20 protein-coding genes are annotated in these 23,872 nt (G+C 49.0%); 12 read left to right on the forward strand and 8 right to left on the reverse strand.

All coding sequences use genetic code 11. The annotated features are described in order from the left end of the window. The first annotated feature begins 515 nt into the window (after positions 1–515). The 3 genes from gndA to pgl all read left to right on the forward strand — a co-directional run bounded on the left by gndA (position 516) and on the right by pgl (position 4,284). Positions 516–1,934, forward strand: coding sequence for an NADP-dependent phosphogluconate dehydrogenase (gene gndA, locus JT719_RS01480; RefSeq protein ID WP_207430380.1), 1,419 nt, complete (start codon positions 516–518; stop codon positions 1,932–1,934). Between the two features lie 89 nt (positions 1,935–2,023). Then, positions 2,024–3,562 (forward strand): glucose-6-phosphate dehydrogenase, encoded by a 1,539-nt coding sequence (gene zwf / locus JT719_RS01485; RefSeq protein ID WP_207430381.1) that lies wholly within the window; start codon positions 2,024–2,026, stop codon positions 3,560–3,562. Further along, a complete protein-coding gene (pgl, locus tag JT719_RS01490) occupies positions 3,559–4,284 on the forward strand; it encodes a 6-phosphogluconolactonase (protein ID WP_207430382.1) in 726 nt (241 codons plus the stop codon). Before zwf ends, pgl begins: the two co-directional genes overlap by 4 nt. A 50-nt stretch (positions 4,285–4,334) precedes the next feature. On the opposite strand, the gene JT719_RS01495 is transcribed toward pgl, so the two are convergent. Continuing rightward, the gene (locus JT719_RS01495) at positions 4,335–4,694 is read right to left on the reverse strand and encodes a cupin domain-containing protein (RefSeq protein ID WP_207430383.1); all 360 of its coding nucleotides are present in this window, start codon (positions 4,692–4,694) and stop codon (positions 4,335–4,337) included. Positions 4,695–4,868: 174 nt separating this feature from the next. Further along, positions 4,869–5,924 carry a BamA/TamA family outer membrane protein gene (locus JT719_RS01500; protein ID WP_207430385.1) on the reverse strand — a complete coding sequence of 352 codons (1,056 nt, stop codon included), beginning with the start codon at positions 5,922–5,924 and terminating at the stop codon, positions 4,869–4,871. A gap of 468 nt (positions 5,925–6,392) precedes the next feature. On the opposite strand from JT719_RS01500, the gene JT719_RS01505 reads away from it, so the two are divergent. Genes JT719_RS01505 through JT719_RS01515 form a run of 3 tightly spaced genes read left to right on the forward strand, consistent with a single transcriptional unit; the run spans position 6,393 to position 10,545 of the window. Then, positions 6,393–7,124: an HD domain-containing protein gene (locus tag JT719_RS01505; RefSeq protein WP_207430387.1), complete on the forward strand. Its 732-nt coding sequence runs from the start codon at positions 6,393–6,395 to the stop codon at positions 7,122–7,124. After that, positions 7,121–8,785 (forward strand): M14 family metallopeptidase, encoded by a 1,665-nt coding sequence (locus JT719_RS01510; protein ID WP_207430389.1) that lies wholly within the window; start codon positions 7,121–7,123, stop codon positions 8,783–8,785. Before JT719_RS01505 ends, JT719_RS01510 begins: the two co-directional genes overlap by 4 nt. 8 nt (positions 8,786–8,793) lie before the next feature. Next, on the forward strand, positions 8,794–10,545 hold the full coding sequence (locus JT719_RS01515) for a M14 family metallopeptidase (protein ID WP_207430391.1): 1,752 nt from the start codon (positions 8,794–8,796) through the stop codon (positions 10,543–10,545). An 81-nt stretch (positions 10,546–10,626) separates the two neighbouring features. Here JT719_RS01515 and JT719_RS01520 read toward each other — a convergent pair whose 3' ends face one another. Then, positions 10,627–11,394 (reverse strand): hypothetical protein, encoded by a 768-nt coding sequence (locus JT719_RS01520; RefSeq protein ID WP_207430393.1) that lies wholly within the window; start codon positions 11,392–11,394, stop codon positions 10,627–10,629. 459 nt (positions 11,395–11,853) lie between these two features. Here JT719_RS01520 and gyrA point away from each other — a divergent pair, with 459 nt between their 5' ends. The 4 genes from gyrA to JT719_RS01540 all read left to right on the forward strand — a co-directional run bounded on the left by gyrA (position 11,854) and on the right by JT719_RS01540 (position 16,782). After that, positions 11,854–14,391, forward strand: a complete 2,538-nt coding sequence (gene gyrA, locus JT719_RS01525) for a DNA gyrase subunit A (RefSeq protein WP_207430396.1) — start codon at positions 11,854–11,856, stop codon at positions 14,389–14,391. Between the two features lie 63 nt (positions 14,392–14,454). After that, positions 14,455–15,612, forward strand: coding sequence for a tetratricopeptide repeat protein (locus tag JT719_RS01530; protein WP_207430398.1), 1,158 nt, complete (start codon positions 14,455–14,457; stop codon positions 15,610–15,612). Between the two features lie 136 nt (positions 15,613–15,748). After that, complete coding sequence (locus JT719_RS01535; protein ID WP_207430400.1) at positions 15,749–16,147, forward strand: methylglyoxal synthase; 399 nt, start codon at positions 15,749–15,751, stop codon at positions 16,145–16,147. Between the two features lie 74 nt (positions 16,148–16,221). Next, positions 16,222–16,782, forward strand: coding sequence for a DUF4136 domain-containing protein (locus JT719_RS01540; protein ID WP_207433210.1), 561 nt, complete (start codon positions 16,222–16,224; stop codon positions 16,780–16,782). A 120-nt stretch (positions 16,783–16,902) separates the two neighbouring features. Here the strand turns inward: JT719_RS01540 and JT719_RS01545 are convergent, their stop codons facing one another. Both JT719_RS01545 and JT719_RS01550 read right to left on the reverse strand, forming a co-directional pair. Further along, the gene (locus JT719_RS01545; protein WP_207430401.1) at positions 16,903–17,283 is read right to left on the reverse strand and encodes a hypothetical protein; all 381 of its coding nucleotides are present in this window, start codon (positions 17,281–17,283) and stop codon (positions 16,903–16,905) included. Positions 17,284–17,554: 271 nt separating this feature from the next. Continuing rightward, the gene (locus JT719_RS01550; RefSeq protein ID WP_207430404.1) at positions 17,555–18,232 is read right to left on the reverse strand and encodes a TIGR02117 family protein; all 678 of its coding nucleotides are present in this window, start codon (positions 18,230–18,232) and stop codon (positions 17,555–17,557) included. A gap of 275 nt (positions 18,233–18,507) precedes the next feature. Between JT719_RS01550 and JT719_RS01555 the strand changes: the two genes are divergently transcribed. Then, complete coding sequence (locus JT719_RS01555) at positions 18,508–19,548, forward strand: nucleoid-associated protein (RefSeq protein ID WP_207430406.1); 1,041 nt, start codon at positions 18,508–18,510, stop codon at positions 19,546–19,548. Between the two features lie 143 nt (positions 19,549–19,691). Here JT719_RS01555 and fabF read toward each other — a convergent pair whose 3' ends face one another. Together fabF and JT719_RS01565 are read right to left on the reverse strand one after the other, a co-directional pair. Beyond that, a complete protein-coding gene (fabF, locus tag JT719_RS01560) occupies positions 19,692–20,945 on the reverse strand; it encodes a beta-ketoacyl-ACP synthase II (RefSeq protein ID WP_207430408.1) in 1,254 nt (417 codons plus the stop codon). 32 nt (positions 20,946–20,977) lie between these two features. Then, on the reverse strand, positions 20,978–21,559 hold the full coding sequence (locus JT719_RS01565; RefSeq protein WP_207430410.1) for a TetR/AcrR family transcriptional regulator: 582 nt from the start codon (positions 21,557–21,559) through the stop codon (positions 20,978–20,980). A 291-nt stretch (positions 21,560–21,850) separates the two neighbouring features. Here JT719_RS01565 and JT719_RS01570 point away from each other — a divergent pair, with 291 nt between their 5' ends. Further along, entirely contained in the window at positions 21,851–22,783 is a 933-nt protein-coding gene (locus tag JT719_RS01570) for a D-2-hydroxyacid dehydrogenase (protein WP_207430412.1), read from the forward strand. Between the two features lie 80 nt (positions 22,784–22,863). On the opposite strand, the gene JT719_RS01575 is transcribed toward JT719_RS01570, so the two are convergent. Further along, complete coding sequence (locus JT719_RS01575; RefSeq protein WP_207430414.1) at positions 22,864–23,796, reverse strand: AraC family transcriptional regulator; 933 nt, start codon at positions 23,794–23,796, stop codon at positions 22,864–22,866. Positions 23,797–23,872: the final 76 nt, after the last annotated feature.

A 23,872-nucleotide genomic window follows, 5' to 3' on the forward strand; every position in this document is an offset into this window, starting at 1 on the left:
TTTCTTTATTGAAGTTTGAACTTGCTTTTGTCTTACGAGTATACCCCTCGTTAGATTCAGTAGTTTTACTGTAAAAGACAGTTCTTGCGCATTAAGCTGGTTTTTACCTGCTTCATTTACTGCCAGTTACAACAGAAAATAAGCCAGTTTCGCGTACTTTAAGGCTTGGTAGAAGAGCCGTAATTGGAGCCAGCACACGCCAGGTATCTTCTCCAGGAGTTGCCTTGTTTTGCTTTTTGGTAGAGTGATTTTATGGCTGATTTTCGGAAAAGAGGCTAGAAACAAGGGAGATGCTGAAAGAAGAGAATAGAGGACATCCAAATCCTTTACCGGACTGACCTAAACCTTAGAATCAGTTCTGAATGGATTCTTCAAAAAGTTGCTAAAAACGGGGTCATTGCGTAAAAACAGGAATTTTGAACGAATTTAAAGCGGGAACAAGCGGGGTTCTTAAAACTTTGCCTTAAGTTTAGGCCATCTAATCTTCAACCGTTTTCATTTAATGTAAACCATCTATGACAGATACAAAGTACGATTTTGGTATAGTGGGGCTGGGAGTGATGGGCAGGAATTTACTATTGAACATGGCAGATCACGGGTTCTCCGTTATGGGGCTAGACCTGGATCCCAAGAAAGCGGCTGCTCTGGAAGAGGAAGCAGAAGCCGGTAAATCTGTGAAGGGAACAACTTCCATTCAGGAGTTTGCCGCCGCCCTGAAATCCCCGCGGGCCCTGATGCTGTTGGTACCCGCCGGTAAACCGGTAGATGCCGCCATTGATAATCTGGTGCCCTACCTGGAGCCCGGTGACATAGTCATAGACGGAGGAAATTCCTACTTCCCGGATACAGACCGCAGATTTACCGCTCTGGCCGAGAAAGGCCTGCATTTCTTTGGAATGGGTATTTCTGGCGGCGAAAAAGGCGCCCGGTTTGGCCCTAGCATGATGCCCGGCGGCGACCGTGAAGCCTATGAAAGGCTGCGTCCGGTATTTGAGGCGGTAGCGGCCAAGGTAAACGGTGAGCCCTGCGTGGCTTACCTGGGGAATGGCTCAGCCGGCAATTACGTGAAGATGGTGCACAACGGCATTGAGTACGGCATCATGCAGCTCTTGGCCGAGACCTACGACCTGCTGAAACGCGGCCTGGGGCGCTCCGATGATGAACTACAGCGCATCTTTGAGGAATGGAACAACAGCGAGGTACAGTCTTTCCTGGTGGAGATTACCGGCCAGATACTTAAAAAGACCGATGAAACAACCGGCCAACGCTTGGTGAACCTCATCTCTGACCGGGCCCGGCAGAAAGGAACCGGCAAATGGACGTCCCAGAACGCCATGGATTTGCAGGTGCCACTGCCCAACATTGACATGGCCGTGACCATGCGTGACATGTCGGCGTACAAAGAGGAACGGGTTTTAGCCTCCAAAACGCTGGCCACCCCACCCACCACAGACCAGGATCCTGAAAACTGGTACATTTTAGAAACACAGCTCAGAAACGCCTTCTATTTTGCCATGCTGGTCACCTATGCTCAGGGGCTGGCGCAGTTACGGGTAGCCTCGGCTACGTACAACTACGGCTTACATTTAGAGGAAGTAGCCAAAATATGGCGCGGGGGTTGTATTATCAGAGCGGCTTGTCTGGAAGACATCCGGAAGGCCTACAGCAATGACCCTATTCTGTTGAACCTGCTGCTGGACCCAGGCATCGGTGGAGCGTTGCTGGAGCGTCAGGAGGATATCCGCTACATTGTTAAGCTGGCCATTGACAGAGGAATTCCGGTACCGGGTTACATGGCGGCTTTGTCTTATTTTGATGCCTACCGCAGCGGCACTCTGCCCACCAACCTCATTCAGGCCCAGCGCGATTACTTTGGCGCCCATACCTATGAGCGGATAGACCAGGAGGGAATCTTCCATACCCAGTGGAGCTAGTTTCTCTGGGGCTGGGGTAGAATTCCCTCATTTAATTGATTACACAACACGATTTACTTTCTGGATAAAGATCCTTTCAGCACATTCCCATGAAAGCAGTAAAAAAAGCAGCGCCCACCGTTGTGGTGATTTTTGGAGGAACCGGCGATTTAACCAAACGCAAACTATTGCCCGCCTTTTACCATCTTTATATAGCAGGGTGGCTTCCGGAAGAATTCGCCATTATTGGGATGGGCCGCTCCTCGTTCACCGATGAGAAATACCAGGCGAAGCTGTACGAAGGCTTAACGGAGTTTTCCCGCACGGGCCCGCCCGAGGAGGAAATCTGGGAAACGTTCCAGGGGAATATCTCTTATCTGCAATCTGAGATCAACGATGCCGGGGCTTACCAGAAACTATCCGAGAAACTGGATTCTTTTGACCAGGCCTGGGGAACCCGCGCCAACCGGTTGTTTTACCTATCCATTGCGCCGCAGTTCATTCAGGCAGTGACCACCCACCTGCACGAAACCGGTATTGCCGCCGATGTACAACGAGACCGCATCATCGTAGAAAAGCCCTTTGGAAAGGACCTGGAAAGCGCCCGGTATCTAAACCACCTGCTTACCAAGAACTTCCAGGAAAGCCAGATTTACCGCATAGACCATTACCTGGGCAAGGAGACGGTGCAGAACATTCTGGCCTTTAGGTTTGCCAATGCCCTGTTTGAACCCCTCTGGAACCGCAACTACATTGATTTTGTGCAGATCAGCGTGGCCGAGCAGGTAGGAGTGGAGGACCGGGGGGGCTATTACGAAGGGGCCGGCGCACTGCGCGACATGATCCAGAACCACCTGTTACAACTTCTTTGTATGGTGGCCATGGAACCGCCCGTCTCGTTTGAGGCAGAGGAGATCAGGAACCGCAAAGCAGACGTGTTGCGGGCCGTAAGAAGGTTCACGCCAGATCAGGTGAACAAAAGTGCGGTGCGCGGCCAGTATGGCCCCGGTTGGCTGCAGGGGAAAAAAGTACCCGGCTACCGCGAGGAAGAAGGCGTTGATCCGCAATCCAACACAGAAACGTACGCCGCCATTAAGTTTTACCTAGATAACTGGCGCTGGCAGGGAGTACCGTTTTACCTGCGCACCGGCAAACGGATGCAGGAAAAAACCTCTTCCATTACCATCCAGTTCCGGCCGGTACCGCACTCCACGTTCTCGGCAACCATGTCAGAAAACCTGCTGCCTAACCGGCTTACCATCAACATTCAACCGCAGATGGACATCCGGTTACGGTTCACCGCCAAACGGACCGGTCTGGAGATGGAGCTTACCCCTGCCGAGATGGTGTTTGATTATGACACCTGCTCTACCCAAACCCCGGAGGCCTACGAAACCTTGTTATTGGATGCCCTGCAAGGCGATGCCACCCTGTTCATGCGCTCAGACCAGGTAGAAGCCGCCTGGGAGGTGATCACGCCAATTCTGGAAACCTGGGAGTCGCGCACTCCGCTGGAGTTCCCCAATTACTCCGCCGGTATGTGGGGACCTGAAAACGCCGAAGCACTTATTGCCCGGGAGGGCCATACCTGGGCCGTGTCTACGTTCTATGACGGCAAACCCAAGGGCAAAGAAAAGGAGAAAGTATGATCAGGGTATTCAAAGACAAATCCGAACTCAGCCAAGCCGCCGCCGACATCTTCGTTCAAACGGCCAGGGAGGCGGTTGAACAAAACGGCAAGTTTACGGTGGCGCTCACGGGCGGCACATCGCCGGATGAGTTGTATAAGTTGCTGGCCCAATCTCCCTACCGCGAGCAAGTGCCCTGGGAGAAAACCTTTATTTTCTGGGGCGATGAACGCTGGGTTCCCCTCACCGATGAACGCAGCAATGCCCGTATGGCAAAGCAGGCCTTACTGGAGCAAGTGCCGGTTCCTGAGGAACAAGTTTTCCCAATGTTTTGGGAAGGCACTCCTGAGGAATTCGCCCTGCAATATGAGCAGCAACTCCTCAAAGTTTTGGGACCCACTCCTCAGTTTGACTTAATCCTGTTAGGCATGGGCGATGACGGGCATACGGCTTCTCTTTTTCCAGGCACCGCTGTGTTGCAGGAAAAAAACAAATGGGTAGCCGCCTATTTTCTGGAGCCCCAGGACATGTACCGCATCACGTTAACAGCCCCTTGCCTTAACCAGGCGAAGAAAATAGTGTTTCTCACTTTCGGGGATAAAAAGGCGAAGGCACTTTATGAAGTGCTGGAGGGAGAGCGCAACCCAAGCCAGTATCCCTCGCAACTGATCCAGCCCCAGAGCGGAGAGCCCATCTGGTTGGTAGACGAAGCCGCCGTTCGTCTTTTGACTAGAAAGGAGTAGCTTTCAGATTCTCGCCTGTTTTCTCCAAAACAGGCGAGAATCAAAGTATTCTATAGATCGGCTACGAAATTGATTTCGGTATCCTGGGCAAAGACGGCATACGCCCGTTTCCAGGGCTGATCGCCAAGGAGTCGCCATTTATGGCCGGCCCCGGTGGTATCGGTGGCAATCAAGACCTCACCGGGGTTTAAAGTAAAGGTCTCACCCAAACTGGTGGTGAACTCCAGGGTTCCGGTTAAGGTGAGAACGTATTGGGTATTGGGGGCGGTGTGCCAGTCATAAACCGATGAGGGAGCGGTTTCCTTGAAGTGCAGGGTTTTCACCTGCGTAAACACGTTCTCTAAAATGGAGCCCGCCTGAAACTGCGAGTTCCCGTCTTCATCAGTATATAACTTATAGGCTTTGATCATATCGGGTTAACGTAGTTGAATTCTTTTATACCAGAATATGCTACTTGAGTTGCACCGCGTATTCTGATGGTTTCTTAGGTAGGCTTCTCTTGTTACGTCCAATCAGAGCCTGATTGCATAATAGCCCTCTACAAACACAGGTACTGTTTCCAGCTTCCTTTTGGATAACCAGGCTTAAAACGCTTCTGAGAACGCAAAGTACAGGTACATGCCCTGGTCAGAGAAAGCTACGTCGCCGCGCACCACCATGCCTTCATTATTCAGTTTATAGCGCAAACCGCCGCCGCCTGTCAGGTGAAAGCGGTTGAAGGCGAAATCGGGGATTCTGCGGGAAACCTGGCCTGCCCCGCCAAAGACCGCACCGCCAATCCGCCAGAACAGCGGGAAACGGTAATCGGCCTGGATTACGGCGGCATCCTCGTCCCGGAACCTTCCTTCCAGCAAGCCGCGCATCACGTTTACGCCGCCCAAGGGAGACAGAAACTGGAACGGAGCATCGCCGGTCACAAAGGTGAAGAGCCCCTGCACGGCAAAAACCCCGGGACCGATTTTCTGGTACTTCCGCAAGTCCACCTTATACCGGTTGAAATTGGTTTCGCCGCCCAAATACTTCCCGAAGAACATAGCCGATACCTGGTTGAAATACCCTCTTGTTGGGGTAAACACATTATCGCGGCTGTCTACCATTAAGGACGGACCAAACCCCGAGGACCGGGTTCCTTCGCTACCCAGAATGGTTTTCTCGGCTAGCTGCCCGCCTGGTTCTACCTCGGGGATGGTCTCGTATTTGAACTCATAGCGGGCTCCCAGGTACACTTTCCCGTAAAAGGCGCGCTCATACTGGGCCGCAAAGTTTACCGTACGGCTGGTGTAGGCCTCTTCCTGGTGGTCTGGGGCCTCATTCCCTAACCCGAAAAAGAAGTAAGGGTAGTCATTGTACTCCACCTGTCCCTGGAAATGCTCTTTGTTGTGCTTTCTCCAGACATCGGCGGTAAAGGCCGTCAGGATCTGTTTTCTGGTGGTGTATACCAACGTGGGCGAATAAACCGTAGGCCTGTCGGTGGGCAGGAATCCTTCCGATTTCCGCACGTGAATCAATTTAGTCCCAAAACCAAACTGTGTTTCTGGGGTGTAATAGGCCACCGGGAAAATATTCCATTTCTTAGAGGCGGGCGCAACAGAATCCTGCGGAATCTCTGCCGTGGTCTGGGCAAGGGAAATTCCGCTCATTGCTGAAAATACAAAGGCTAGTAGTTTTGTTTTCAATTGATTTTAAGTTATCTGTCTGCGCCTCTATACGGGTATACTAATAATTGAATATATCAAAATCAAACAATTTTTTCATAAGCCTTCTAAAATTCTGAAGAAGGAGCTGAATTGTGCATTAACGTGAAAACAGGAATCAGGAAAGAACTTAGGCGCAGCTTAGAGAGCAGCACTTAAGTTAGGAGAGAAGATACCGTACGGAAGGCAATTGCCTATGAAATCAAAACTGTTTTCAACCCCTTTTGTTTGAAACAGGCTAAAAACGGAAGCAATCATGGTGCGGATGAATCTTTAATTCATTTTCATATAGGCGGTTTTTTCTCCAAACCTGAACCTGAGGATGGTTTTAGAAAGAGATTGCTGATCAAGTGGTTACTTATGATAAAGCTTTCTTTATGCGGGGCTTTCCTATTTTTTGAGTAGTTTTCGGCGATGAAGGCGGAAGAATTGGTGGCAGCAACTGCCAAACATGTAGAGAAATTATTTGCCGGCGAGGGGTCTGGCCATGATTGGTGGCACATCAAACGGGTGTGGCAGAATGCCCTGATGATAGGCCGGCAAGAGAAAGCCGATTTAACCATTGTGCAGCTAGGAGCCCTGCTGCATGATATCGCCGACTGGAAATTCCATGCCGGTGACGAAGAGGCCGGCCCGAAAGCAGCCCGGCAGTGGCTTTTATCCTTGGATGCGCCGGAAGAACTGATTGAAAGAGTTTGCCAAATAGTGAAGGAAGTGACGTTCAAAGGCGCCGGAGTGGACACTACCCCCACGTCTTTGGAGGCCCAGGTGGTGCAGGATGCTGATCGGTTAGATGCCATTGGCGCCATCGGGATAGGCAGGGCTTTTGCCTACGGAGGCCACAAAGGCCGCGAAATGTACCATCCAGGGCAGGAGCCGCAGTTACACGCTTCTTTTGAAGAATACAAGAAAAACCAGAGCCCCACGCTCAACCACTTCTATGAGAAGCTCTTTCTCTTGAAAGACCGCTTGAACACCCGCACCGGCCAGCAAATGGCCCAGGAACGACACGCGTACATGCAGAACTTTGTGGAGCGATTTCTGCTGGAATGGCACGGGGAGGAACTTCCGCCCGCCGCATTCCGGTTGCAGGAACCTGCTTCCTCTCAGATTGCCGCCGCTTACAACCCATCCGCTTCTGCATGAAAAGTAAATTGAAGGCCGCCTTTCTGGTGCTGGCCTTTTCAGGAATAAGTACCATGGCCGTGGCTCAGCGCGACTACCAGAGCTACGAGCAATTAACCTCCCGGCTTCAGCAACTCACCAGGAGATACAGCACCCTTAGCTCCCTGAACACCGTTGGGAAAACCGCTACTGGAAAAGAAGTCTGGCTTTTGACCTTGGGGCGGGAAAATGCGGCCAATAAACCCGCCATTGTGATTGCGGCCGGAGTGGAGGGCACCCAGTTAGCCACCACAGAGTTGGTCATGCAAATGGCAGAACAGATGCTGCAAGCTGCCGTGCTGCAGGATTCGGTGCGCGAGCTGCTGCAATCAAAAACGTTCTACATCTTTCCAAACCTCTCGCTTGACGCCACCGAGCAGTACCACGAAAAGCTACGCTGGGAACGGGTTGCCAACGCCCAACCCATTGACGACGACCGCGATGGCCGCATGTTCGAAGATCCATTTGAGGACCTTAACAAGGACGGGCTCATCACCATGATGCGGGTGAAAAACAAATCTGGCATTTACCGTCCGTCCAAAGAAGATCCCCGGATCATGGTACCCGCCGACGTGACCAAAGGAGAAAAAGGCGAGTATCTCCTCTACACCGAAGGCATTGACAACGACAAAGACGGCAAATGGAACGAAGACCCCGAGGGTGGGGTGGTGTTCAACCGAAACTTCTCTTTTGATTACCCTAACTTCCAGCCCGGTGCCGGCGAGCACCCCATGTCTGAGCGGGAAACCAAAGCTTTCGCTGATTTCATGTTCGATGCCAAAAACGTCTATGCCGTTTTTGTTTTCGGGCCAGCCAATACCTTAACGGAGCCTTTGAAGTACAACCAGGAAATGGCCTCGGCGCGTATCATCAATGGATTGACGGAAAATGATGCCGCGGTGAACAGTACCATCTCTACCCTGTACAATACTACTACCCAGCTGAAAGATGCCCCGCGGGTGGCACCCTCCGCCGGAGATGTGCTCCAATGGGCGTACTACCATTACGGCAGATTCAGCTTCAGCACACCGGGTTGGTGGGTTCCTAAACTTCCCCCTGAAAAGGAGAGCACAGAGTCAATCGAAGACGCCGCTGACTCTACCGTTCCGGAAGATTTGAACTTCCTGCGCTGGGCCCAGGCCAATGATTTTATTGGAACCTTTGTTCCCTGGAAACCTGTTCAGCACCCCGATTTTCCGGGCCAACAGGTAGAAGTAGGCGGGTTTGCCCCGTATGTAAAACATACTCCTCCCATTCACCTACTGGAGCCCATCGCTGACAAGCACTTCCGGTTTTTCTCGGCTTTTGCCAAAAAGATGCCTAATCTGAGGATCGGGAACGTTCAAACCGAAAAGGTAGAGGGAGGGCATACCCGTATTACCGCAGAGGTGTTCAACCAGGGTGCTTTGCCTACCCACTCAGAAATGGGAGACAAAACCAAGTGGGTCCAGAAAGTGAAAGTAATCCTTAAACTAAGTGACAGCCAGAAAATAATATCAGGGAATAAAATCCACTTAAGCAAGGCGCTGGCCGGAGGCGAGAAGTTTCAGGTCTCCTGGGTAGTGGAGGGCAACGGTTACATACAGGTGGAAGCCAGCAGTCCAACCGCCGGGAAACAATCCAAAGAAGTGTATTTACGCTAACGCAGATCATGAAGAAAAGAATTGTAGTAGCGGCTTTACTGGCTTCCGGCTTGCTGTTTCCCCGTAGCGAACAGACCTGGGCCCAAACTCCTGCCTCGGTTTTCAAGCCCGCCGGGTTGCCACAGAACCCTAAGGTTCAGGTGAGCTGGAATAAGTACTATGACTACGAAGGCATCACCGAAATCTGCGCGCAATTAGCCAAAGCCCACCCAGATCTGGTAAAGCTGGAAACCATTGGCGATTCCTATGAGGGCCGCAGGATCTGGGCTCTAACCATCACCGATTTTAAGACCGGAGATTCAGACCGTAAACCGGCCATGTACCTGGATGGATATATCCATGCTAACCAGGTGCAGGGCGCAGAATTTGCCTTATACACTGCCTGGTATCTGGCAGAGAACTTCAGCAATGACCAATTCATCAAAGAGTTACTCCAACAAAAGACCTTTTACATCCTGCCCACCATCAACCCAGACGCTCGTAACCACCTGATGCACCCGGGCAAAACAGTCTATTCCCAGCGGAATGGCTTTATTCCCCTGGATGACGATGGAGATGGCTTGGTAGACGAAGACCAGCCTGAGGACATCAACAAAGACGGTTTCATTACCCTCATGCGGCGGAAATCCTCTAAGGGGAAATACATAGTGGACCCTAAAAATCCCCTGCGGCTGATTCCAGCTTATCCCGGCCAGAACGGGGAATATGAAGTGCTGGGCTATGAAGGCTTTGATACCGATGGCGACGGTAGCGTAAACGAAGATCCGCCCGGCCAGTATGATCCTAACCGCGACTGGGGCTGGAACTGGCAACCGGAATACGTGCAATCAGGTGCTTACAAGTACCCGTTTTCCTTGCCTGAGAGCCGGGCCGTAAAAGAGTTTGTGATGCTGCATCCCAACATTGCCGGGGCGCAAAGTTACCATTACAACAACGGCATTGACATGATCGGGCCCGGAGTAGGTGAGTCGCAAACCAGCCGTTCGGGGATAGACCAACAGGTTTATGAGCTATTGGTGAAGCAGGCAGATGGCGTCATTCCAGATTTCACCTACATGGAAGTGTACAATGGGTTGCTCTCTACCTATAGCGGTAAATTGAATTGGTTTCAGGGTTCCCGCGGAATCTTCACGTTTTCTAACGAACTGTTGGCGCCCTACCTGCAGGTGGAAAGAAAATTAGCATCAGGAGCAGATCAGGAGATTCAGCAGGAGGAGATTGACAAGATGCTTTTGTTCCAGGAAGCGTACGTAGAATGGGTACCTTTTGAACACCCCACCTTTGGCGCAATAGAGATAGGAGGCTATAACAAGAACCACCTGTTGGTGCACCCAAGCTTTCTGCTAGCCGAGGATGCGCACCGGAACATGGCTTTGACGCTTTACCAGGCTTACCAACTGCCGCAACTGGTGGTGCAGGACCTCACTACAAAGAAACTTCCCAATGGCTTAACCGAGGTGACCGCCACCATTGCGAACACCCGCGCTCTCCCTACCCATTCGGCCCATGATCAGCAGCAAAGCATAGAAAGGCCCGATTTCATCTCCTTGAAAGATACAACCGTTGTTTCTGGCGTGTTTCTGGAAAACGCTGCCCAAAACAAGTGGAAAGAGCAAAAGGGAAATCCCGCCCGTTTAGAGGTACCTAACATCCCCGGGATGAGCCAGATCAAAGTGCGCTGGAGAGTTATGGCCAACAAACCCAATTTAACTGTTGAAGTAGACAGCAGAAAGGGCGGAGTAATATCTAGGCGCTTTTAAGGTCTTTTTCTGAAAATTGGCTAAAAATAACAAGGGCGGCTTTACAAAGCCGCCCTTGTTATTTTTATGAGTGCAGTCCCGTTAAATGGATTGAATATACGCTACAACCTTAATAAGGTCTGCCTCTGATGACATAGCTAGTTTGTTGCTGGAGATGAAGTTCTTGATTTTATCTGCCTGGGAAGGGAAAGCTTCCTGTATTGATTTCTTATTAAGTTTCACCCGCTGCATTTTCCCGTCAGAAACTACGTAATACTGGGTTTCATCTACAATCTCATCGTACGTTTGGCCTGCACTGTAGGCCCCTTTGAAATTTGCTTCAATCTTTTTCTTGGCAACCCGCTTCACCAACGTTGGCTTGTTATTTTCACCGTTATAAAGGACACCAAAGAAGCTTTCTCCTAATGCCGGATCAAGTGCCTGCGCCTCCTTGAATCTTTTAAAAACTAAATCTCCGCTGCCAGAAGGAATACCCAAGGTGAAAGATATCACAGGTGTTGTGCTCAATTGCAGGGTGTCTTTGCTTTGTGGGATAACCGCCAGTAAATAATTAGAATACACATCATACTTCAACTGCAGGTCATTAAATACCTGTGTCTTCCCCGTATTGCCTGTTTTAATTTCTATTTTCCCAGGTACCCAAGCGGTTGTATAATACGGGCTTCCTTTTACACCTTCATACCTGTTGTCAAAAACTCTTACACTGGAAAAGGTTTTTCCATCAGTCAGGGTCTGTAGATTTTGCTGAGCGGCCATTCCCTGTGGGGCGTTGCCTTGAGAATATGACAATGTTGAGAAGGATATACCAAAACCTAATAGTAGTAAGGTTTTTACTTGAAGCAATTGCATAGTATTCTGGTTTAACTTAAGAAGTATTTAACTTTACTAATATAGTATTCTTAGCGCGTTAACCAAAAATGTAAGGAGGATTAGGTCTTTATAGTTTATTTTGCGGAGAACAATAATCTGATTCCCTTCTATGATGTCATTTCTGAAGACAGGCGTTTACTTGCTTTTAATTGTTTTTTCTACCAGCCTCGCGCTTTCCTGCAGACCCCGTTGCCCCATTAAATCCTGCCAAACCCGTATGGTGCACCGGCATGGCGAAGGAGAATATAGGGGCATGCCCTGGTACAAAAAGCAGAACCCAAGAATAGGAGAGAAGCTGCCTAAACCTTCAAAAGAAATGCAGCAGGAAATGTCTGGGAAGAGCAGCCGGAAGAAGGGTAAAAATTAGTATTTCACTATCTTTCTGCGTAAATTGCAGGCTTATAAAAAGTACAAATTTTTAAGCTCTATTGAAGTAAAATGGCAGAAAACGAGCGGATTATCCCCATAAACATTGAAGACGAAATGCGGGGAGCGTACATTGATTACTCAATGTCCGTTATTATCTCCCGGGCGCTTCCTGATGTGCGCGATGGTTTAAAGCCAGTGCACCGCAGAGTGTTGTATGGGATGTCTGAATTAGGGGTTTCCTATAATAAAGCATATAAAAAGTCCGCCAGGATTGTTGGGGAGGTTTTAGGGAAATACCACCCGCACGGAGACAGCTCTGTGTACGAAACCATGGTGCGGATGGCTCAGCCCTGGTCTCTGCGTTACCCTTTGGTAGACGGGCAAGGGAACTTCGGTTCCATTGACGGTGACTCTCCGGCGGCTATGCGTTACACCGAGGCTCGCCTGAAGAGAATTGCCGATGAGTTGCTGGCCGATCTGGAGAAGAATACCGTTGACTTTGTTCCCAACTTTGACGACTCTCTTAAAGAACCCAGCGTTTTCCCGGCAAAACTCCCAAATCTGCTGGTAAACGGAACTTCTGGTATTGCCGTGGGGATGGCCACCAACATGGCCCCGCACAACCTTACCGAAGTGGTGAACGGCATCATTGCTTACATTGATGACCACGAGATCACCGTAGCAGAGCTCATGAAGCATATCACCGCTCCGGATTTTCCAACCGGTGGTATCATTTACGGGTACGATGGCGTGAAATCAGCCTTTGAAACCGGCCGTGGTCGGGTAATCGTACGGGCTAAAGCAGTGATTGAGACTTCCAAATCAGGCAAGGACCAGATCATTGTCACCGAGATTCCTTACATGGTGAACAAAGCCGCCATGATTGAGAAAACCGCTGCGCTCATCAACGAGAAGAAAATCGAGGGAATTTCTGACCTGCGTGATGAGTCTGACCGCGAGGGCTTGCGCATTGTGTATGACCTGAAGCGTGATGCCGTACCAAACGTGGTATTGAACAACCTGTTCAAATACACCCAACTGCAGTCTTCCTTCGGGGTGAACAACGTGGCGCTGGTAGCGGGTCGTCCGATGACCCTGAACCTGAAAGACCTCATCAAGCACTTTGTGGACCACCGGCATGAAGTGGTGATCCGCAGAACCGAGTTTGAACTGGAAGAAGCCCGTAAGCGCGCCCACATTCTGGAAGGTTTGCTGATTGCGCTGGACAACCTGGATGAGGTAATTAACCTGATTCGTTCTTCGCGTGATCCTGAGATTGCCCGAACCGGGTTGATTGAGCGCTTCAGCTTATCAGACATTCAGGCCAGAGCTATTCTGGACATGCGTTTGCAGCGCCTGACCGGTCTGGAGCGTGACAAGATTGTGAAGGAATACGACGAGATCAAGCAACAGATTGATTACCTGACCCAGGTGCTGGCCGATGAAGGTCTTCGGATGAATATCATCAAGCAAGAGTTGACTGACCTCAGAGACCGCTATGGTGATGAGCGTCGTACGGCTATAGAAATGGTTTCCAGCGATATCTCTCTAGAGGACATGATCCCGGATGAGAACATGGTGATCACCATTTCGCACGAAGGATACGTGAAACGCACTCCGTTGACCGAGTACCGCAGCCAAAGCCGTGGTGGGGTTGGGTCCAGAGGCGCATCGGCCAAACAAGACGACTTTACCGAGCACTTGTTCATTGCCAGCACCCACAACTACCTGCTCATCTTCACCGAGTCCGGTAAAGTATTCTGGCTCAAGGTGTACGAAGTTCCTGAAGGAGGGAAGACCACCAAAGGTCGCGCCATCCAGAACCTCATCAACATTGAGAAAGAGGATAAGGTACGGGCGGTAATCAACGTACATGGCCTCAAGAATCCCGACTACGTGCTGAACAACTACCTGGTGTTCTGTACAGAGCAGGGAACCATCAAGAAAACTCCGCTGGAGGCATATTCAAGACCAAGAGCCGCCGGTATCCAGGCCATCACCATCAACGAGGGCGACCGTCTGTTAGATGTGCAGCTGACCAATGGCGCCAATGACATCATCATTGCGCTGCGTTCTGGTAGAGCCGTCCGTTTCAACGAAGAAAAGGTGCGTACCATGGGCCGTACGGCTGCCGGAGTACGTGGCGTAACCCTTGCCGGCGATGACGATAAAGTAGTTGGTATGGTTTGTGTACATAACCCAGACACCAACCTGCTGGTAGTATCTGAAAAAGGTTTCGGGAAGAGATCTGCTTTGGAAGAATACCGTATTACTAACCGCGGTGGTAAAGGGGTGAAGACTCTGAACATTACCGAGAAAACCGGGCACTTAGTAGCGATCATGGGTGTTCTGGACTCAGATGACCTCATGATCATCAACAGATCTGGTATCACCATCCGCCTGCGCGTGGCCGATCTCAGAGTAATTGGTAGGGTGTCACAAGGGGTGAGACTAATTAGATTGAACGAGGGAGATGAAATTTCCTCAGTAGCGAAGATAGAGGTGGAAGATAAGACGGAAGTGATTTTGAATGAATCTGAACTTCCGGTAGACGAAGCGTTGAACCCTTCAGACCTTATTGATCCAGAGACAATAAGTGAGAACTAATTTCGCTTATATCTTTAATTCTTTTAGTAAAACACAAACAACCATAACCCAAAAAAGAAAGCAATGAAAAAGTTTCTTTTAACAGCAGCAGCGGCAATCTCCATGCAAGTGGCGTTTGCACAGACCTCTGCCGTAACCAGTGCCATCATGTACCAGCAAAAAGGTACGCTTGACAAGGCCAAAGAAGAGATTGACAAAGCCGTTGTGCACGAGAAAACCAAAGGCAACGCAAAGGCCTGGTATTACAAAGGTGTGATCTACCAGGATATGTCTACTCACCCAATTTACGGGAAAACCGTAGATCCGGCAGATGCTTCCAGACAAGCGTTTGAGGCTTTCAACAAAACCGTTGAACTGGAGTCTACCGCTAAAAAGAAAGAGTTTACCGAGGAGGCCAACAAACGGAAAGAAGCGCTGCAAAGCAACATGTATGCGTTTGCTTTGAACGAAGGGGTAGAGCACTACAACAACAAAAAGTTCGCGGATGCTCAGAAAGCATACATGCAGGCCATCACGTATAAGCCAGAGGATACCACGGCTTATATCTACGCCGCTTATGCTGCTGCCGGGGCTGAAGACTACGCCAGCGCTAAGAAACTGTACAACCAATTGGTAGACAAGAACCTGGCTTCTCCTACGGTGTTCAACCAATTGCTGTACATTTCCAGCAACGTAGAGAAAAACGATCAGGAAACACTGGCTATCCTGGAGAAAGCCCGTGCCAAATATCCTAACGACCGCAACTTCATGTTGCAGGAGCTGGATCTTTACCTGAAGTCTGGTAGAGAGAAAGAAAGCATGGCGAAATTGGATGCCGCTATCCAGGCAGATCCTAACAACGCTAACTTGTACACCGTGCGTGGTAACATGCTAGAGCGTCTGAAAAAAGCCGATGACGCCCTAGCCGCCTACAAAAAAGCTGCGGAACTGGATCCAAATAACTTTGACGCTCAATACAACCTTGGGGTGTTCTACTTCAACAAAGGTGCTAACCTGAACAACAAGGCAAACAAAATGAGCCTTGCTGAATATCAGAAGAGCGGTAAAGCTGTTCAGGCCGAAGCCAAGAAATTCTTCGCCCAGGCACTGCCTCACTTTGAAGCTGCTCTGAAAGCTCAGCCAAAAGACCGTACTACCGTGCAGTCTCTGTTGAAAGTTTATACTGCTTTGGACAGACAAGCTGATGCCAAGCGCATGGACACTTTGCTGCAGCAACTGTAGTTTTCCAATGATTTAAGAAAAAGGGGCTTAAAAGGCCCCTTTTTTTATGGGTCAACTTTTCTGCCTAAAATTCATGTACGTATAGCATCCGATGTATAAAATCCATTAGCTTTAGCTTGAATAAAAAACAATTGCTATGCCTACAGAGAAAGGAATCGCTATCATTGCCCATGACGGGAAAAAAGCTGAAATGATTGCCTTTGTGAAAGACCACTCAAAACTCTTCCAGAATTCAAAACTGGTAGCCACCGGCACAACCGGCCAATTTGTGGAACAGACCGGATTGAAAGTAAAGAAACTGCTCTCGGGTCCGAAAGGAGGGGACGCCCAGATCGCTTCTATGGTAGCAGAGGGCAAATTGAAAGCGGTCATCTTCTTCAGAGATCCTTTGGGCAAGCACCCCCATGAACCAGACGTGCAAATGCTCATGCGCCTTTGCGACTTACACAATGTAGCTTTGGCCACCAACACCTCAACAGCCAGATTGATGGTGAAGGGCCTGGAAGCGGAACTGGATTCAAGCAGCCATCAATAAGGGGTGTAAGTATACAGGTAAACCAAACTTTCTCAATTCAGTACACAGAAGCAGTACAAACTTGAATGAGAAAGATGAACTATAAGCTGATTTTTAACAGTTTGATTCTTTTGGTTTGCGTTCTGGCTGCCTGTAGTTCGGTACGGGTGGTGAATACAGAGGCAGCCCCAAACTTCAACCTGGCTTCATATAAAACCTTCGGGTTTATGGAGGTGAATACAGGCTCAGATACTGCCAGCATTCCAATTCCTCCAGAATACGTTTCTGCCCTGAAAACCGAAATTGCCAGACAACTCCAGCAGCGGGGTTTAACTCAGAGTTCTGCAAACCCAGATCTTGAGGTGAATCTTGGGGTAGTGGTCATGGAGAAACGGCAGACCCGGCAAACCGATATCCGGACCGATCCGCCTTTTTACATGGGCCAGAGAAGATATACCTGGAAATCCAGAGAAGTGGAAGTAGGCCGCTACAAAGAAGGAACCTTATCTGTTCACCTGGTAGACAGAGCCCAAAATGCCTTGGTGTGGAGCGCCGAAGCAGAATCTGTGGTTCCAACCAAAAACGAGAAAGTACAGGAGAGAATCTCTGAGGGAGTAGAAAAGCTATTCAGTTCTTTAACCCAGAACAGTAGATAAACCTAATCAACTTAGGATAATAATTATGTTAACTAAAAAAGCGCTCTTATAGAAGGAGCGCTTTTTAAGTTTAGAAGAGAATGTAGGTTAAAAACAGGGTTGGTACTTTTGGATTGAATTTCAAGACTTGCTTAGCTCATTAATAAATTCATCCAAGGTGTCTTTGCTGTAGCCAATGCGGCGGGCGTATTCAAGGCAAAGGTTGTACTCATTATTGTCAATATTCCCGTCCTGCAGAACCATCATCACCAATGTCTGGAGCTCCATCGTTTTTTGCAAACCTTCATCCGGAATGATAAAGGAAAGCAAAGGTAAATTATCGGCAATAGGAGTAGTATCTTCTTCAGTAAGCCCGAGCCGTCGGCCAATGTTCACCAGAAAATCGCTTTCCTGTCTGTCCAGGTAGTTATCGGCCACCGCTACCAGAATCAGGTTCTGAAAGAAAGCCAGCTTTTTCTGTTTTGTATTTAAAAGTTCATCAAAGGATGTCTGTGTAGCCATAAGATTACAGAAGTTAATGTATGTTTATAGCTACTGATTTTAGGGTTGGTAAGTTTTACAGAACCATGGATGAAGGTAATAGAAGAGGCCTTATTTACTTGCCCAGTGATCTATTCTATATATTACTTAACATAATATAAATTATATGGCAAATTGTAAAAGACAGTTTAATAAGACTTATAGCTTATTATATGTTAAGTAGGCGAATAAAAGCTTTATTTCTACTGCTTGCAATGAAAGATTCAAAACTGGCTTAGCATTCATCCGCAGCTTACTTTTTATAGTGGTAAAATATTCCGTTGTAAAATGGTGTCCAGACACATGCTTTCTGTCCGCAGGCTTTCAATCCCTCATTGGCCCACGTGTTACAGGTATAAAAAAGATTGTAGCTCCCTTTCGCTTCGTAAAAAGCATCATCTTCTCCGTAGTTGGCAGTGGTCTTTATAAAGATGGTATTCCCGTTTTCATCCAGATCAAACCTGCGTTGGATAAACTTTACCAGTCTTCCGTATTGCTCACGGCTCATGTCAATCTTCCGGCAAGCCTCGCCTTCGCGTAAACTCTTGTAAAAAGTAGCATGGATGGCCGAAGAACTTAAGCCCGATACTGCCTTGAAAGCGGTACTCACCTTCAGGTCTGCCCAGGTGGGCGTTTCCAGGTAGAACCCTTTATCGCCCCACCCGAAGGCGACAAACCTGTTGGTGGAGTCTTTGGCGAGCGTATGCTCATATTTAACATAAAGTCTCCAATCATAGACATCGTTCTTTACCGGCACTACCAGATCCGTATGAACTCCGTTGGTCAGGATGTAAATGGAAACTTCTTTTTTGGTGTTCGGCTCTGGAGCCACACTTAAACGGGACAGCACAAAAGAGGCCAGGAAATAAAGTAATACCAGACAGATAAAAGCCAGGAATACATATCCTGAGGTAACCAGAGCAGATTTCAAGGGAAAACAGGTTTTAGACCCAGAAAGTTAGTGCATAGTTGCCAAAGCGCAATAGTCCATGGGTTCACTTATAAGACTAATAAAGCTTGGGTTGCCTCTCTCCTGCCTTGTTTCTGACTTTGGATATCGGCTGTTTTTGGTTTCTTTTTCCTAAAAGAGCCGCAAAACGCTCCAACAAATTATTGCTTTGAACTCTCTGCACGGTAGCAGATGCCACAGTTTCTGTATTTTTGCTGCTTCTTTACTTATAAACTTTCCTTTGCAAAGCTGCTGCCATGAAATTTGATACCGCTTCCCTGACCAATCTTTCCATTCACCACGTGGGCAACAAAGGACTGGAGCAGAAACTGACACTTTCAGAAAACCAGTTTGACTTTGGCGATGGCCTTGCCGAAAAGCTGGAGAAATTCTTTTTAACCAAGCTAACCCAAGCGCACGAGCGGTTCAGATTCACGCATCCCTCCTCCTTGCAGTTCAACGAAGTCTACAGCTACGCCGAGAACATCTTCGCTGACAAAGAGGCTTTCCACGAGAACACCCGCAACATTGCCCGCCATTTGTTTGAGAACTCCAGCCACCCCAAGATCAAACCAGGCGAGTTGTACGTGGCGCATTTCATCAACTGCGAGATTGAAGAGCGCGTGGTAGAAGCCGTGGGCATTTTCAAAACCGAGGTGAAAAGTGGCTACTTTGATGTTTCGCGTAAGAACCGTGATTTCACCATGGAGTACCTGGAGGGCATTGACTCCAACAAGTTTGACAAAGGCTGCATCATCTTCAATACCCAACCCGAGGACGGCTTCATTGTGGCCATTATTGACAACCAGAACCGTGGCGAGGAAGCCCAGTACTGGCGGGAGAATTTCCTTGGCCTAACCCAGATCAACAACGAGTTCCACCAAACCAACCACGTGCTCAACTTGGCCAAGGAGTTCATCTCTGAGCGGATGACCGAGGAATTTGAGGTAGACAAAACCGACCAGATTGTGCTGCTGAACAAATCAGTGGAGTACTTCAACAAGCACGAGCGATTTGACAAAGAAGAATTTGAGGCCGAAGTCCTAGGCCAACCCGATTTGATTGAATCTTTCCGGAACTATGATACTGAGTACCGCCAGAACTATGACATTGAGCTGGAAGACAGCTTTGACATTTCGCCCCAGGCGGTGAAGAAGCAGGCAAGGGTGTTCAAGAGCGTGCTCAAACTGGACAAGAACTTCCACGTGTACATCCACGGAAACAAAGACATGATTGAAAAAGGCGTGGACGAAGATGGGCGCAAATTCTACAAGCTCTACTATGAAGACGAAGAGTAATTCTGTTTTGCACCTCTTTTTATTGAATCAGCTTTTAAACGTAGTTAAAATAAAGAGAGCGGCTCACTTCCTCTTAGAAGTAAGCCGCTCTCTTTTTCTATTTTACACCTGATTTTCCTAAAAGAGGCGCAAAATGCAATTGGTTATCCTTTAAACTTCCGCATAACCACCGTGGCATTGTGCCCGCCAAACCCGAAGGTGTTGCTCATTGCAATCTCTACTTGTTTGTCAATGGCTTGGTGCCGCACCAGCGGGAAGTTGGGATTGATCTCCGGATCCAAGGTTTCGCAGTTGATGGTAGGCGGAATTCTGTTTTCCTGAATGGCCAACACACAGGCAATGGCTTCCGCGGCTCCGGCGGCTCCTAACAGGTGGCCGGTCATGGATTTAGTGGCACTGATGGCTACCTTCCCAAAATCGGTACCGAATAGTTTTTCTATGGCTTTGGCCTCACTTTCGTCGCCCAACGGAGTGGATGTGGCATGTGGATTCAGATAGTCCACGTCTGCCGCGGTGATACCTGCCTCATTCAGGGCATCTTGCATACCCAACAGAGCGCCGGCTCCTTCGGGGTGCGTGGCCGTGATGTGGTAGGCATCGGCGCTAACCCCACCTCCCACTACTTCGGCCAGGATGTTGGCTCCCCTGCGCAGGGCATGCTCCAATTCCTCCAGCACCAGGGTTCCTGCCCCTTCTCCCATCACAAAGCCATCCCGGCTTTGGTCAAACGGACGGGAAGCAGTAGCCGGAGATTCATTGTTCTGCGACAAAGCTTTGATGGCGCTGAAGCCCCCTATCCCGGTTTCGGCTACAACCGCCTCAGAACCGCCGGTTACAATGGCATCCGCTTTGCCCAACCGGATGTAGTTGAAAGCATCAATGATGGCGTGGCTGGAAGAAGCACAAGCCGATACCGTGTTAAAGTTCACGCCCATGAACCTGTGCTTGATGGAGATCATGCCGGAACTGATATCCCCGATTATTTTGGTGATGAAGAACGGATTAAAGCGAGGGACCATGTTAGTGGCAGCCAGGTTCAGGACTTCTTCCTGGAAAGAGATCATCCCTCCCATTCCGGTTGACCAGATCACCCCAATGCGCTGCTTGTTTACTTCAGAATCCAGCAAGCCTGAATGCGCAATGGCTTCATCGGCGGCTACCATGGCATACTGCACAAAGAGGTCCATCTTGCGGGCCGATTTTTTGTCAAAATGCGCTAATGGATCAAAGCCTTTTACCTCGCAGGCGAACTTGGTTTTGTAGTTGGTTGTGTCAAAACGGGTAATGAGGTCTGCGCCACTTTTGCCACTGAACAGTCCCTCTTTGTACTCCTGTAAATTGTTTCCAATGGGCGTAATGGCTCCCATTCCCGTAATGACCACACGTTTTAATTGCATGACTTATTAGTAAGTAAGTTGTAAAAGCTTGATTAATGTTTAACTAAAAGTTGGTTCCAGAGCTGCTCTACCGTGGTGGTGTAAAAGCTTTTCCCGCCGATCCTGGAAAGCTGAAGGGCTCCGGCCAGGGTGCTGATGAAGACACTGGCCATCGCCTTTGCTGATCCGTTGAAGTTCAGTTCCCATTTTTCTCTCCCTTCCTCGAAAACCTGCGCTAACCACCCCAGAATCGTTTCGGCCAGTCCCTTTACTTCCTGTTGCATTCTCTCGGGCAAGGCTGGAAATGCGGCAGCAGAACTCCCAATGAGGCATAACCGGAAAGAATAATCTAGATTTTGTTTATAGTAGACCTCCATAAAGGCTGCTAGTTTCTCTTTGGGGCGCATTTCTTTTATGGAATCCAGGTGGCTCCAGGTGATAAATCTTTGCAGAGCCCGCTCAATGATTGCTTTGCCCAAATCATCTTTAGAAGGAAAATGGTAGTGGACGGCAGCATTCTTAATGTTCAGTTCAGAAGAAAGGTGGGCATAGCTGAACTCGCCAAATCCTTTCTCTCGCATAAGGGCTTCGGCCAAGTCTAAGATCTTTTCTTTTGTATCGGTACGTGTTGCCATAAATTATATCGCACAAACATACTTACTAACTAGTAAGTAAACAAGTTTGTTTCATATTCCTCCATGTAAACAAGTTAGGTATGCTAAATGCTATAGCAATAGTTTTAGATGCACCTGTACTGACAAAATTTCAGGCTCTTTTACCAGAACACTCCTCATTTGAGAAATGGTCTGCAAAGCTAGGAGATATTACTTACACTAAACACTAGGGCTTTGGCTTACGTCTTAGTATAAAGCGCAAAGTCACAGGAAAGGGCGTACCTTGCGCAGCTAGACGTAACCCCCACCGGAATGCATCTCTTTATTTATTCTGAACTGGAACAACACCAACAAGCTTACCTTACAAAGCAACTTCCTTCAGGTTTGGTCCCTTTTTTCTACAATCCTTCTACTCAGGAAAATGGCCTAGAATCATTCTCCAAAGCCAAACTGCTTTTTGGGAATCCACCAGCCGACTGGTTCAATAGTGCGCCTGCCGGGCTTAAGTTCTGGCAATTAGAATCGGCGGGATTTGAACAATACCAGCAACTGCAATTATCGGCAAAAGTGGCCAACATGGGCGATTTCTTTGCCATGGCGTGTGCCGAGACCATGGTAGCGGGAATTCTGGCGCTTTACCGGGGGCTTCCCACCCTGCTCAGGTTGCAGGATGCAAAATCTTGGCAAGGCAAAAAAGTGCGGTTCACCCTGGATCTGCTCAGCGAGAAAACCGCTCTGGTATTAGGCGCTGGTACTATTGGAAAAGCGACCAAAAAGATACTGGAAGGTTTTGGAACACAGGTAAAGATGACGGCCCGGCAAAATCCAGAAGCAGACATTCATTCCAAAGAAGAGCTCTTCCAGCGTCTGCCCCAGGCTGATATTGTAGTGAACACGTTGCCTGGCAATGCCGGGAAATACGTGTCAGCAGAATTCATCCGGCAGATGAAGAAAGGAAGCATTTATGCCAATGTGGGCCGGGGCACCACCACCGACGAACAAGCCCTGATCAGCGCCCTGCAGGAAGGGCATTTAGCCGGAGCGGTATTAGACGTGACAGAAACAGAACCTTTGCCCCAGGACAGCCCTTTGTGGCAAATGGAGAACGTTCTGCTCACGCAACATACCGGCGGCGGGCAAGCCAATGAAGTGGAGCGCAAAATTGACCGGTTTCTGGCAAACCTGAAACGCTTTCTGGCCGGGGAGGAAATCCTTGGGCAGGTGAATCTGTCTCAAGGGTATTGAGAAGAATCTGTTTTACGCTCGCTTATAAAGCGTATGCTCCTTTGTTTTAGGCCTACTTTCACAAAAAGAAGGTTAAAACGCTAGGCAAAAACAAGGCTCTGCTGGTATGCTTTAGGGGTGAGCCCTACCTCTTTCTTAAAGGCCCTTATAAAGTAATGGAGGTTCTGGAAACCCGCCATGTAGCACACCTGGGTCACGGAATTGCTGGGTTGCCGGAGGTATTCCTTGGCTAACTTCAGGCGCTCTTTCAATATGAAATCTGCGGGAGCAAACCCGAATTCCTCCTTGAACTTACGGAAGAAATTGGCTCGGCTCATGCAGGCTTTTTCGCTCAGTTTCTCCACGTCCAGCTTTTCCCTTATGTTTTCTTTAATGTAGCGGATTACATGCGCGAACCGGTTACTGCTGGAGAGTTTCAGGTAATTAATCTGAAAGAACTGGCGGGCCTGGGTCTGCATGAGCCGGATGAGAAGTTCCTTCAGCGCAAGTTCTGCCAGCAGGTCCTTCTCACGGGAGGTTTCGTTCAGACTGATTTTGATGAATCTGTTGATGATGTCATTGAGCTCCTGCGTGTGCAGCAAATGAAACATCTGTTGATCCAGGTTCCACTGCTGATCGGTTTCGGCTTTAGGGAAATGCTCGTTCAGGAGATTCAGCGTGGCTTGGATTTGGTCTTTGGAGATAGCCAGCGCAATACATTGCGTGGGGTTCTGCCAATCGGCATCCGGGAAATCTATGGTCATGACCTCGTTGGGCGGCACTATCACAGATTCGCCGGGCAAATACTCAAATCCGGGTTGGTCAAAAAGGTGCATCACCTTTTTACCGCGCAACATGCTGGTCAGCACCAGATCGTCAAAAACCAGCGGCACCCGCGCGGCGCGTTGGTGGGTTTCAAACACGTTCAGTTCGCAGTTCTCCAGGGTAAAGGCCGATCGGTTTTCAACCAACGTAGAGAGGCTGTTTTCATGGTGCAAAGGAACCGGTTGAAGCAGGTGCGTGGGTGTTGCCATAGGGTTTGCTTTCTCTGGTTTTTGTACGATTGATACCATAGGTACATATTTTTAGACGATATGTCAAGCGTGCCGG

The organism is Sabulibacter ruber (assembly GCF_017355955.1).
Classification (GTDB): domain Bacteria; phylum Bacteroidota; class Bacteroidia; order Cytophagales; family Hymenobacteraceae; genus Nibribacter; species Nibribacter ruber_A.

Excerpts from the sequence above, each read along its gene's own strand:
- JT719_RS01510 (WP_207430389.1), top strand. The coding sequence starts at position 7,121 with ATGAAAAGTAAATTGAAGGCCGCCTTTCTGGTGCTGGCCTTTTCAGGA.
- gndA (WP_207430380.1), top strand. The coding sequence starts at position 516 with ATGACAGATACAAAGTACGATTTTGGTATAGTGGGGCTGGGAGTGATG.
- JT719_RS01575 (WP_207430414.1), bottom strand. The coding sequence starts at position 23,796 with ATGGCAACACCCACGCACCTGCTTCAACCGGTTCCTTTGCACCATGAA.
- pgl (WP_207430382.1), top strand. The coding sequence starts at position 3,559 with ATGATCAGGGTATTCAAAGACAAATCCGAACTCAGCCAAGCCGCCGCC.
- JT719_RS01540 (WP_207433210.1), top strand. The coding sequence starts at position 16,222 with ATGAACTATAAGCTGATTTTTAACAGTTTGATTCTTTTGGTTTGCGTT.
- JT719_RS01515 (WP_207430391.1), top strand. The coding sequence starts at position 8,794 with ATGAAGAAAAGAATTGTAGTAGCGGCTTTACTGGCTTCCGGCTTGCTG.
- JT719_RS01570 (WP_207430412.1), top strand. The coding sequence starts at position 21,851 with ATGCATCTCTTTATTTATTCTGAACTGGAACAACACCAACAAGCTTAC.
- JT719_RS01505 (WP_207430387.1), top strand. The coding sequence starts at position 6,393 with ATGAAGGCGGAAGAATTGGTGGCAGCAACTGCCAAACATGTAGAGAAA.
- JT719_RS01555 (WP_207430406.1), top strand. The coding sequence starts at position 18,508 with ATGAAATTTGATACCGCTTCCCTGACCAATCTTTCCATTCACCACGTG.
- JT719_RS01495 (WP_207430383.1), bottom strand. The coding sequence starts at position 4,694 with ATGATCAAAGCCTATAAGTTATATACTGATGAAGACGGGAACTCGCAG.
- zwf (WP_207430381.1), top strand. The coding sequence starts at position 2,024 with ATGAAAGCAGTAAAAAAAGCAGCGCCCACCGTTGTGGTGATTTTTGGA.
- JT719_RS01500 (WP_207430385.1), bottom strand. The coding sequence starts at position 5,924 with ATGAGCGGAATTTCCCTTGCCCAGACCACGGCAGAGATTCCGCAGGAT.
- gyrA (WP_207430396.1), top strand. The coding sequence starts at position 11,854 with ATGGCAGAAAACGAGCGGATTATCCCCATAAACATTGAAGACGAAATG.
- JT719_RS01520 (WP_207430393.1), bottom strand. The coding sequence starts at position 11,394 with ATGCAATTGCTTCAAGTAAAAACCTTACTACTATTAGGTTTTGGTATA.
- JT719_RS01530 (WP_207430398.1), top strand. The coding sequence starts at position 14,455 with ATGAAAAAGTTTCTTTTAACAGCAGCAGCGGCAATCTCCATGCAAGTG.
- JT719_RS01535 (WP_207430400.1), top strand. The coding sequence starts at position 15,749 with ATGCCTACAGAGAAAGGAATCGCTATCATTGCCCATGACGGGAAAAAA.
- fabF (WP_207430408.1), bottom strand. The coding sequence starts at position 20,945 with ATGCAATTAAAACGTGTGGTCATTACGGGAATGGGAGCCATTACGCCC.
- JT719_RS01565 (WP_207430410.1), bottom strand. The coding sequence starts at position 21,559 with ATGGCAACACGTACCGATACAAAAGAAAAGATCTTAGACTTGGCCGAA.
- JT719_RS01545 (WP_207430401.1), bottom strand. The coding sequence starts at position 17,283 with ATGGCTACACAGACATCCTTTGATGAACTTTTAAATACAAAACAGAAA.